10 protein-coding genes and 1 pseudogene are annotated in these 10,414 nt (G+C 67.8%); 6 read left to right on the top strand and 5 right to left on the bottom strand.

The features are described 5' to 3' along the window. Positions 1–288 precede the first annotated feature (288 nt). Entirely contained in the window at positions 289–1,233 is a 945-nt protein-coding gene (locus tag NFU81_RS36800) for a methylenetetrahydrofolate reductase (RefSeq protein ID WP_251500323.1), read from the top strand. Positions 1,234–1,455: 222 nt separating this feature from the next. Then, positions 1,456–2,702 (top strand): IS3 family transposase gene (locus NFU81_RS36795; protein WP_251500331.1). Its coding sequence is split into 2 segments (ribosomal slippage): positions 1,456–1,798 and positions 1,798–2,702, totalling 1,248 coding nucleotides; the frame shifts between segments, so codons are not numbered across the junction. Here the strand turns inward: NFU81_RS36795 and NFU81_RS36790 are convergent. The 5 genes from NFU81_RS36790 to NFU81_RS36770 all read right to left on the bottom strand — a co-directional run bounded on the left by NFU81_RS36790 (position 2,686) and on the right by NFU81_RS36770 (position 6,848). Next, complete coding sequence (locus tag NFU81_RS36790) at positions 2,686–3,315, bottom strand: DUF7639 domain-containing protein (RefSeq protein ID WP_251500321.1); 630 nt, start codon at positions 3,313–3,315, stop codon at positions 2,686–2,688. The two genes, NFU81_RS36795 and NFU81_RS36790, sit on opposite strands and share 17 nt — an antisense overlap. 141 nt (positions 3,316–3,456) lie before the next feature. Beyond that, complete coding sequence (locus tag NFU81_RS36785; RefSeq protein WP_251500318.1) at positions 3,457–4,401, bottom strand: hypothetical protein; 945 nt, start codon at positions 4,399–4,401, stop codon at positions 3,457–3,459. After that, positions 4,398–5,108: a hypothetical protein gene (locus tag NFU81_RS36780; RefSeq protein WP_251500316.1), complete on the bottom strand. Its 711-nt coding sequence runs from the start codon at positions 5,106–5,108 to the stop codon at positions 4,398–4,400. The genes NFU81_RS36785 and NFU81_RS36780 overlap by 4 nt, the downstream gene beginning before the upstream one ends. Next, complete coding sequence (locus NFU81_RS36775) at positions 5,108–5,725, bottom strand: hypothetical protein (protein WP_251500314.1); 618 nt, start codon at positions 5,723–5,725, stop codon at positions 5,108–5,110. Before NFU81_RS36775 ends, NFU81_RS36780 begins: the two co-directional genes overlap by 1 nt. A 520-nt stretch (positions 5,726–6,245) precedes the next feature. Then, positions 6,246–6,848 carry an HD domain-containing protein gene (locus tag NFU81_RS36770; RefSeq protein WP_251500312.1) on the bottom strand — a complete coding sequence of 201 codons (603 nt, stop codon included), beginning with the start codon at positions 6,846–6,848 and terminating at the stop codon, positions 6,246–6,248. Positions 6,849–6,900: 52 nt separating this feature from the next. Between NFU81_RS36770 and NFU81_RS41040 the strand changes: the two genes are divergently transcribed. From NFU81_RS41040 to NFU81_RS36745, 4 genes and pseudogenes are all read left to right on the top strand, one after another. After that, positions 6,901–8,184: a DUF4240 domain-containing protein gene (locus NFU81_RS41040; protein WP_308208369.1), complete on the top strand. Its 1,284-nt coding sequence runs from the start codon at positions 6,901–6,903 to the stop codon at positions 8,182–8,184. Between the two features lie 109 nt (positions 8,185–8,293). Then, complete coding sequence (locus NFU81_RS36755; protein WP_251500310.1) at positions 8,294–9,208, top strand: phosphotransferase family protein; 915 nt, start codon at positions 8,294–8,296, stop codon at positions 9,206–9,208. 178 nt (positions 9,209–9,386) lie between these two features. Continuing rightward, positions 9,387–9,827 carry a BP74-related protein gene (locus tag NFU81_RS36750; RefSeq protein WP_251500307.1) on the top strand — a complete coding sequence of 147 codons (441 nt, stop codon included), beginning with the start codon at positions 9,387–9,389 and terminating at the stop codon, positions 9,825–9,827. Between the two features lie 123 nt (positions 9,828–9,950). After that, positions 9,951–10,408: pseudogene (locus NFU81_RS36745) on the top strand (IS5 family transposase); the annotation flags it as partial. Positions 10,409–10,414: the final 6 nt, after the last annotated feature.

Genomic DNA, 10,414 nt, shown 5'->3' with positions numbered 1-10,414 from the left:
CTCGTCCGAGTAGTCCTTCATCGCCATCGGCGGTCTTCTCGCTTCCTCCGGATCAAGCAGATCCAGTATCAGCGTGTCCACCACTCAGGGGGAGACCCCAACCACGACCGGCGGCACCCACACCTTGTGGCGGCCGTCGGAGCAATTGTCAAAGCCTGTGGATCTGATCGCCCCTCACGGCCGGGCGTCGATCGCATCGTCAGATGCGATGACGACGAGCCGTGTTCCGTCTCACAGACTGGCGCTTTGCCCGTTGCCTGGTGGATGTGAGCTGCTAGGTTACGCGTCGTGGTGGACCGTGACGACAGCACAGCCGACCGGATGCTGGTGGCCGGTGCCGAGGGTGGTGTTCTGCTGTTCGGTATCACGCCGCCGCGGCTGAGCACCACGCCCGAGCGGATCCGGGAGATCACTGCGGCCACCTTGGAGCGGTTGGACTTCCTCGATGTGGACGGTCTGGCACTGTACGACATCGCCGATGAGAGCGACCGCAATCCGGCGGAGCGGCCGTTTCCGTACCTGCCGACGATCGATCCCGCCGTTTATCACGCGGAGTACCTCGGCGGGTGGAACCGCCCCGCGGTCATCTACCGGTGCGTCGGCAAGTACACCGGGGCTGAGCTGCGGACCTGGCTGCAGATGGCCGACACCGACCGCGTGCTCTCCGTCTTCGTCGGCGCGTCCTCGAAGGGCAAGGCGGTGCGGACCAGCTTGTCCGAGGCGCAGGCCATGCGCCTGGACGCCCGTCCGGACCTGCTGCTCGGCGGCGTCGCCATCACTGGACGCCCCGAGGAGCATCAGCGGCTGCTCGCCAAGCAGCAGGCGGGATGCGCGTACTTCATCTCGCAGGTCATCTACAACGCCGACGCGGCCAAGAGCATGGTCTCCGACTACTACTACGCTTGCCGCGAGCGGCAGCTGGAACCCAAGCCCGTCCTGTTCACGCTCTCGGTGTGCGGATCGGTGAAGACGCTGGCGTTCCTCAAGTGGCTCGGCGTGGATGTCCCACGCTGGCTGGAGAACTCTCTGCGCCACGCGGACGACACGCTGGCCGAGTCCTACCAGCACTGTCTGGTGAACGCCCGCGACTTGATTGCCTTCTGCCGCAAACTCGGCATGCCGTTCGGTTTCCTCGTGGAGAGCGTGTCGATCCGCAGGGTCGAGATCGAGGCTTCGGTCGCTCTGGCTTCCGAACTGGGCGGGCTGCTGGGACGAGGCCGACCGTCCGCATGAGGCCGGTCGTGAACGTGCAGCTGCCAAGTCCTTCGATCGGGACGTAGCTCAGGCTGCTGTCATCTCCTCGCGTTCGACGAGGACGCCCTTGTCGAAGCGGGCTCCGGCCCTGCAGGTGCCGATAAATCATGCGCCCAGGTCAAGGCCTTGGGGCCTTCGCCCTGATGGGTGGACATGCTGATACTGGATCTGCTTGATCCGGAGGAAGCGAGAACACCGCCGATGGCGATGAAGGACTACTCGGACGAGTTCAAGGCCGATGCCGTGGCCTTGTACGAGTCCACGCACGGGGCGACGTACAAGGACATCGCCGCTGACCTGGGCATCAACAGGGCGACGCTGCGTGAGTGGGTGCTGCGGGACCGCGAACGCCGCGGCATCGCGCCCGTGGACGCCCGGCGGGGCGGGACGACGCAGGCCAGGGCAGGGAACCCGGCTGCGTCCGCCGATCCGGACGAGCGGATCCGGCAGTTGGAGGCCCGGGTGGCCGAGCTTGAGGCGAGCGAGCGGAAGCTGGCAACCGAGCGGGACATCCTGCGCGAGGCGGCCAAGTATTTCGCCGGCGAGACGAACTGGTGAGCCGCTTCCAGTTCGTCCACGACCACCGGGACACCTACGAGGTGAAGCGGCTGTGCCAGGTCCTGGACGTCAACCGGTCCAGCTCCTACAAGCCGCTCAGCGGAGCCGACGCCCGAGCCGTCCGCCGACGCGAGGACCAGGCCCTGGCCGAGCAGATCCGCCGCATCCACACCGAATCCGGCGGCGCCTACGGCTCGCCCCGGGTGACCGCGGAACTGCGCGCGACCGGAACGCGGGTCAACCACAAGCGGGTCGCCCGGGTCATGCGGACGCACGCCATCGCTGGCGTCCGCCTGCGCAGGAGGCTCCGCACTACCGTCCCGGACCCGACCGCAACGACGGTCGCGGACCTGTTCCAGCGGGACTTCACCGCCCCGGAACCGGGACGTAAGTACATGGGCGACATCACCTATCTGCCATTGGCCGGCGGGGAGTTCCTTTACCTGGCCACCGTGCTGGACTGCTTCAGCCGCAAGGTCGTGGGCTGGTCCATCGCCGACCACATGCGCACCGACTTGGTCGCCGACGCGCTACGGATGGCCGCCGCGACCCGCGGCGGCCTGACCGGGGCGATCTTCCACGGCGACCACGGGGCGCAATACGGGTCCAGGGCTTTCGCCGACCTGTGCTCGGACTTGGGTGTCACACGGTCGATGGGCACGGTCGGCAGCAGCGAGGACAATGCGGCCTGCGAGAGCTTCCACGCCTCCCTGAAACGCGAGACGCTCCAGGGCGCCCGCGACTTCGGCGACCCGGCCACCTGCAGGAGGACCGTCTTCGTCTGGCTGACCCGCTACAACACCCGCCGCCGCCACTCGGCCAACGGCCACCTCAGCCCCAACGACTACGAACGACGACACCACACAGCTAAGCTCACGCTCGCCGCGTGACACATGACCGCGTGTCCACCTTCACGGGCGAAGGCCCGAAGTAGGCGAGGGCCTCCTGGTGCATGTCCGCTGTCACCGTCGGGCCGTCTCCGTCGACGGCGACGCCGATCTCGGTGAGCAGGATCCGCAGAGGGCGGTCCTGGCGGTCCATGTCGCCCAGGACGTAGATCCGGCGGTGCGGTGGAACGGCCACATAGGCGTCCCGCAGCAGTGTGCGGTTAAGCTCGCTCGGCTCCTGTTGGAAGTGCTGGATGGCATCCCAGCAGCGCTGTCCTGCGGTTGGACGTCCGTTGAGCTCCTCGATCTTGTCGGCAACCTCGCGGAGGAAGCCCTCCGGGGTCAACGGCTCACTGCGGCGCGAGAGCCACTTCGACGGTTCGTCAGGAAGAGTCGGCGCGCCGGGCTCCGTCACAGCAATTCGGTCTGATGCCAGTAGCTTCTCCAAACCGGACAGGTCTGTCCGTTCCTCGCATCTGATCGCCCCGTCCGCGAAGACGATCAGATCGTCGATGAAGTACCTGCTGTCCCATCGACTCCGCCGCCAGACGTGGCACCAGACCCCGTCGATCCGCTCCCCATCCACCATCCGGTACGTCGGTCCCCGCCATGTCATGGGCTGCACGCTACCGCCCGAGAGACGATCACGTGTGCGAGCTGCCACAGGCGGGAACGACGACAGGCTGCGGAGGGCAGCACCTCGAGTCGGGTGTGACAGGCCCTCCCCGAGGATCGTGGAGGGTGCGCGCGGTCGGCTTCACCACGTGCGGTGGGTGAGGGTGAGCAGTCGGTCGAGTTCGCGGCAGAGGAGCGCGTCGTCGAGCTGGTCCCGAAGTGGTGCGCAGGAGTTGAGCAGGTGTCTGACGCGGTGTGAGTCGACCTGTCCGGCTTCGGGTAGTGCCGCGAGGCAGGCGCGTACGATGTCGTCGGCGTTGGGCAGGAGGTCGGCCAGCTCGTCCGGGCCGAGGTGCCAGCGCAGGTTGGCGGAGAGGGCGGCCATGCGCTCGGCGCGTTGGGCGTGGTCGAAGACTTCCAGTTCGTTGCTCTGCTGGATCATCCAGAGCAGCAGACGGGCACAGGGGAGCTGCTTGTCCGGAGTGGCGGAGACCGTCCCGTCGATCACCGCGAGCTTTCCCGTCCACCAGGCCGGTCGCTCGCAGCCGTGGGGTTGGTTGCGCCCGATCCAGCGCAGCCGGTCCTCGTCGGAGGCGTCGAGAAGATGGCGGATCTGGTCGCGCTCGGTCCGACTCGAGCGGAGCCCTCGGCGCAGGTTCGCGTAGTCGGGGGCAACCGGGCCAGTGATCTGGTGCAGGGTGCCGTCTCGAGTGCCGACGAGGATGGCCACTCGGCTCTCGGGTTGCCAGTACTCGTCGAGGTCACTGGTGAGGGGCGTGATCTCCTCGACTTCACAGTCCAGTGTCGTCAGGGCTGTTCGGAGGTCCGCGAAGGTGGGCACGGGCGTGAGGCCGTGCTCGAGTCGGTGGCACTGCACGGTGAACTGGCAGCCCTGCCACGGTTCGTTCCTGGAGGGCCGCTCCCAGGTGAACTCGACCAGACCGTGGTCGCGCCACATCAGGTTGTGCCGAAGGTTCTCCCCGAAGTCGCCGAGCCGGGCAGTGACCTGGTCGGGCGTGGAGCTGCAGTCCAGGCCGTGGACCGTGCCCCGGCCCACCACCTGGGCGAAGAACGCGAGTTCACTCACCCGAGCCTCCCATTCCGCGGCTGTGACAGGCTTCTCAGCTGCAGGCCAGCGATCCGGTCCTCGACGGTACCGGGCCAGTGCGGGTTGGGCAGGCCGTCGTGGGTCATGTGCTCCCTGCGCCACAGACGCGGCCACAGGTCCCGTTCGAGAGGGTGGAGGTGGTGAGGCCGGCCGCACGCACACGAGCGCTGTACCGCTCCGCAGCTGCGACACAGGTCGATGAACCCGTGGCCGGTCGAACGAGAGTTGGCGGGGCGGCGGCTGCCGCAGTCCGCGCAGCCGGGCAGTGCTTCGCCGTTCGCCAGGCTGATTTGGCGGCGGATGAACTCGGGCAGAGCCAGGGCTGGATGGCAGAGCGGATCGAGCTGGTAGCAGCTCTGCCGCCCGTGGCGGTGCCACCATGTGCCCGGGCGTCGAGGGACCCGCTGACCGGCATGCTTCTCGCATCGCCGCCGCTCGGCGTACCGGGCGTCCTCGGCCATCCGGAGCACGCGGGCCTCGTGGAGCTCGTTCACCGCGCGTTCCAGCGACTCGGGATCGGCGTCGAGGTCGCGTGGTATCGCGGCGCTGACCGTCAGGTGGTGGTATGTAGCGCGGAAGCCGTACGGGGCGTACAGGGTGAGGCAGGTCCGCAGTGCCGCGTGGCGTCGCCGCACCGGAAGCGTGCGATCAAGCACGAGCTGACGGTGCGTCAGGAAGCTGGCCATCAGCTCGGCTTTCGCAGTGGCGCGGTGATCTCGAGGGACCGGTCGAACGCGCTGACCAGTGCCCGCGCCGACTGGGGTGCGTGCTGTTCGGCCCATGCGGCGACCAGGAGGAGGAAGTCGGCGAGGTCCTGCTGGACCCCAGCGAGCAGCCGCGGGAGCTCGGTCCGGGCGATCTCGATCACCGGGCCCGGGCGCTCGCCCTCCGGGTGGAGCCGGACGGTGTTGCCGAGTTGCTCGGCCCACGGTGTCGGGGAGTGGCCGAGCCACAGCTCGCCTCCGGCGGCGATCTCCAGCCATCCGCGCCAGTCCTCCAGTCCGCAGCAGCAACCGGGCGTCAGCGTCGTGCCGGTGACCGTGTCCTGGACGCGGAGCCCGCCAGGGGCGACGAACCCCTCCTCGTGCAGTAGTGAGCTCAGGAAGGCGCTGGCCGGGTCGGTCAGGTGGTCGTCAACCCGCCTGGAGTTGTAGCCGGCCATGGTGGCGATCGCCGTGCCGACCTGCTCATCACTCAGCGTGCCGTTCAGTGGGGTGAGGTGGTACGGCGGTTGCTCGGCGACCGGCCAGAAGTCAAAGTCGGTGAGCGAGCCGGTCTCCAGCACGGGGTGTATGACGATCACCGGCCCAGTGTCGCGGACACTGGCCTCGGGCGCCGCCGAATATCAGCACCACGGGTGGCGGTCAGCTGCGATTCGACGGGGTGCTCCGGGCCCGTGCCTCGTGCTGGCAGGCGCGACTGGGATGCAATGCCGGGCGCCGGACACGACCTGGCCGGGGACGAAACAGCGGACCGTGCAAGCGATCGGTTGCCGAGGCAGGCGCTTTCGCCAATCCAGTGGGTCCAGGCGCAGCAGTCCCGGGTGCGGTTCGGTCGGGGACAGGCCCTGAGCGTGAAGCGTGTCGGCGACTTTGGCGGTGATCGCTGCGCGGTTCGAGGCGGGGGTGAAGACGCCGATGGCCAGCCACAGGCCGCGCCCATCGGCTTCTCCCGGGCCGTTGGGGCCGCTGAGCCCGGACGCCGGCAGCTACCTGTCACCGGCGCCTGGGACGATCACGCCATGGGAAACATCTACGACTACTACGCGGCCACCGACGACGCACAGGCCCTGGGCGTCTTCGGGGACGGGGTGCCTCGGGCGCTCATCCGATGCCCGGAGCGGCTGGGTGCTCAGCTTGGAACGCCAGCCTGCGTTCGGCATCCTGCGCGATTTGGTCGAGAACATCATCGAGTGCCACGAACGCCTCCCACGGTCGCTGGTGGCTGGTTTCGGAGAGGCGCTCGATCAGTAGTTGTTCGAGATCAGTGACGCGCTTGCCCTTCCAGACCTTGTCGGCCAGGCTCACCAGCAGGTCGTCGGTGCTGACGCCGGGGGCGTTCCACGATGCGTGGCTGCGGGCGAAACGGGCGAGTTCCTCGGTGACTCCCCGGGCGATCAGCAGGTCGTGGCCGGCCTCCTCGTGTTCGGAGCCGGGCCGGGAAAGCTCCTCGGGGTGCAGGACTTTCCCGATGTCGTGGGTGGCGGCGCCGAAGAGGACAGCGTGCCGGTTGAAGTCCAGCTGAGGGTAGTGCTGTTCGGCCCAGTCAGCCAGTCGGTGGGCGACGTCGTGGACGGCCCGGAGATGGGCCGCAAGCCTGGGTGGGGCGTGCAACTCTTCGAGGAGGACGGCGACCTGGCGCGGGAGGGGCCGCAGTACGGGGTCGCCGGGCAGGGTGAGGGCTCGCTGCAGTGCACTGGGGGTCATTCGGGACACGGTAGGCCTCAAATGTCGGAACCTGCTGCAAGGGTGGATGGCTATGGACATCGACGGGTTCTGGAATGTGGTCGGGGTAGCGCGGGCCGAAAGCAGCAGTCCGCATGGTAAGGCGTTCGCCGAGGCGTTGGTCGACCAGTTGGCGGGGCTCTCGCAGGAGGAGATCCTCGGCTATCAGGAGCGATTCGACGAGGTGCACGGCGCCGTGTACCGCTGGGACGTGTGGGCTGCCGCCTATCTCATCGGGGGAGGCTGCTCGGATGACAGCTTCATGGACTTTCGGGCTGGCCTGGTTGCCCTCGGGCGGGACTGGTACGAGCTGGTAGCCGCTCGCCCGGACGATCTGGCGGACCACCCCGCAGTGATCGAGGCCGCGGCCCGGGGTGACGACTACGTGATCTTCGCCGAGGACGTGAACTACGCGGCCAACTACGCGTTCGAGCGTCTGACGGGTGACGCCGATGCCTTCCACGCGGCGTGGAAGCGCCATCGGGCCGGGCAGGATCTGGATGCGGCGCTGGAGTCCGACATGGGCGAGGACTTCGACTTCGACGACGCTGACGAGATGCACCGTCGCCTTCCCCACCTGGCGGAAACGGCCGTCGGCCTGCGGAGCCTGCAGCTGCGCCAGGTCGGCATCACCGCCCTCGGACAGTCGGTGGGGAGCTACCGGGACCTGGAGGAGCTGGCCGTCGTCGCGCCGCTGCTCCAGACCCTTCGAAGAGGTCTGGCCCCGGGTAAAAGAGAGGCCGCGGACCGGGGCGCGTGGATCGCCTTCGAGGACGAGGCCGGGCAGTCGATGGCGCCACCGAGGGCCAGGACGTGGGGCAGGGTCGGTTGCACGCCGGTGGTCAGGGTTCGCAGCCGGGGATCCGGCCGTCTGTCCATGGTGGGCATGTGCTGCTTCAAGCCCGGCTCCAGGTCGCGGCTGATCTACGGGCTGCGGGAGTACCGGGGCCGCAAGGACGAGCCGAAGGGCTTCGGATGGAAGGACTTCTGCCGCCTGCTCGTCCGGGCCCGGATCCAGCTGGGCGGCCGGATCGTCCTGGTCTGGGACAACGTCCGCCTCCACCTCACCCGCGGCATGCGGGAGTTCATCGAGAAGAACGCCGACTGGCTGACCGTCTTCCAGCTGCCTACCTACGCACCCGACCTCAACCCCCAGGAGGGCATCTGGTCACTGGTCAAGCGCGTGCTCGGCAACATCGCGGCCGCCGACCTCTCCCAGATCACCCGAGCCGTCAAACGCAAGCTCAAGCAGATCCAGTACCACCCCGACCTGGCCGACGGCTGCCTCGCCGGCGGGGGCCTGACCATCAACGACTGACCGACATCACGAACTCAAGCTTCAGTAGTACTCCGTCGCGCCCGCATCGCGTCCTGAGCGCGAGCAGAAACCGGTGGCCCGCACGACGGCGGCCGTGCACACTGGCTTGGTGATCAAGTCGCAACCGCCTGCCGCTGCCCTCACCTGGGCGGCCGAAATCGCTGGCCCCAATGCCTCCGTGCGCACCGTACAGCGACTGGTCGGCGGCACTCACGCCGCCACTCATCTGTTGGAAACCGTGGACCCGGCAGGGGAGATGGTCCTGCGTCGCTTTCCGCCTGGTGACCGCGCTGCCGCTCGGGAAGCACGCGTATTGGCGGCGCTTGACGGACTGGGTGGCTGGGCTCCTCGGCTTCTGGGCGCCGACCCCGACGGAGAGCGCTTCAGCGAACCTGCGACCTTGATCACCCGTCTCTCCGGCCGCTCGGACATCACATCGACATCCCCCGACGTGGCAGCGGTCCAACTGGGGCGCACCCTGGCCCGTCTCCACGATGTCCCGCTCGCTGAGCTCACGGGATTGCGCGACGGAATGGAAGCCGCAACGGTCTCGTCCGCCTGCGCCAGTGCCGCCGCTCCCGCCTCAACGATCCTGGCGTCCCATGGTCATCGTCTCGCCGAAGAAGCGCCGGTCCTGACTCATTACGACTACTGGTCGGGCAACGTCCTGTGGCAGGAGGACGAACTCACCGGCATCGTCGACTGGTCAGGGGCATCGTTGGCACCGCGCGGCTTCGACGTGAGCTGGTGTCGACTCGACCTCGCCCTGCTGCACGGCCCGGTCACAGCTGAGACATTCCTAGCCGCGTACGAGGAGACTGCCGGCCAGGCAGTGCCCACTATGGCGCTGTGGGACTTGTTCGCCCTCACCAACTCGCACCAGTCTGTGGAGACTTGGCTCCCGAACTACCACGATCTCGGTCGCACCGACCTGACTGCGGCTGAGCTCCGCAGGCGCCATGCCGCGTGGACCGACGATCGCCTCGCGGGCTACCGCTCTCTCCCGTCTTCCAAGCGGATCTGAGAGCGGCACTCCCTGACCCAAGCGCTGAACCGCACGGGCCCGACATCACGCAATCAAGTTCAGTAGCCGGGCTGTCCTATCGTTACCCGTGCAGCGTCTCGGCACCATTCGACGCCGGTTGCGGGGCAATCACCAGGCCCAGCTCCGGTCCGTCTGAGGGCGCGTCCGGGCTCGACAAGTGGGCGAGTGCGGCGCGCAGCTCGTTGACTCGGTCGGTGAGGTTCAAGTAAGAGGTCAGGACCTCCAGGACAGGGCCGGCTCCAACTTCACCATCGAGATCACCAGGTCGGAAACGATCAGGGAAGCCCGCGAGATCATCGCGACCGCGGATCGAAAGGACGTCGTCGGAAGGATCATCAAGACCCAGGCCAGTTACAACCCCCAGTGGGATGTCCACTACAACCCCGACACCGTCTCCTATGCCGACGGCGCTCCCGAGATCTGCTCCGCCTCCATCCACGAGGTCGAGGACCACCTCGACGAAGCCGGCGGCGCCTTCCTCCCGGGCGTCATGCCCTTCGCTCCCGTGTTCGCGTTCTCCCCTGGCCTCACCTGCGGCATCAGCGTGCCGGCATCCACGTTACGAAGAGACTGCCCCAGGGGCGCTCGTGCCCTCTAATCAGCGGCCTGCCAATGCCTCCGGCACCGGCGACACCACCTTTTCGATCATCTCGACTGGGGGCTCAAGTCATACCGGGGCCGAAGGCCGGGAGCCTCGTTGCGAGGCCACGAAGAAGGTAACGGGGACCTGACAGGTCCGAATCCTGTCGATCGGGGCAAGTACGGCTCGAAGATCCACCTGATCACCAGCGGTCCGGCCTGCCCATATCCGTCGGGATCTCGGGCGCGAACCTCCACGACAGCCAGGCCCTCATCCCTCTGGTCTGCGGCATTCCACCGATCCGCTCCCGCCGCGGCCCGCGTCGCCGGCGTCCCGCCAAACTGCACGCGGACAAGGGCTACGACTACAACCACCTGCGCAGATGGCTCACCTTACGCGGCATCACCCACCGCATCGCCCGCAAAGGCATCGAGTCCTCCCAGCGACTCGGCCGTCACCGCTGGACCGTCGAGCGCAAAATGGCTTGGCTCGCCGGCTGCCGACGCCTGCACCGGCGGTACGAACGCAAGGCCGAGCACTTCCTCGCCTTCACCAGCATCGCCTGCACCCTCATCTGCTACCGCAGACTGGCAACGTAGCGGCCC

The organism is Actinacidiphila cocklensis (assembly GCF_907177275.1).
Taxonomy (GTDB): Bacteria; Actinomycetota; Actinomycetes; order Streptomycetales; family Streptomycetaceae; genus Actinacidiphila; species Actinacidiphila cocklensis.
This window is presented reverse-complemented; position numbering and strand designations above follow the sequence as displayed.

Excerpts from the sequence above, each read along its gene's own strand:
- NFU81_RS36790 (WP_251500321.1), bottom strand. The coding sequence starts at position 3,315 with ATGACATGGCGGGGACCGACGTACCGGATGGTGGATGGGGAGCGGATC.
- NFU81_RS36780 (WP_251500316.1), bottom strand. The coding sequence starts at position 5,108 with ATGGCCAGCTTCCTGACGCACCGTCAGCTCGTGCTTGATCGCACGCTT.
- NFU81_RS36770 (WP_251500312.1), bottom strand. The coding sequence starts at position 6,848 with ATGACCCCCAGTGCACTGCAGCGAGCCCTCACCCTGCCCGGCGACCCC.
- NFU81_RS41040 (WP_308208369.1), top strand. The coding sequence starts at position 6,901 with ATGGACATCGACGGGTTCTGGAATGTGGTCGGGGTAGCGCGGGCCGAA.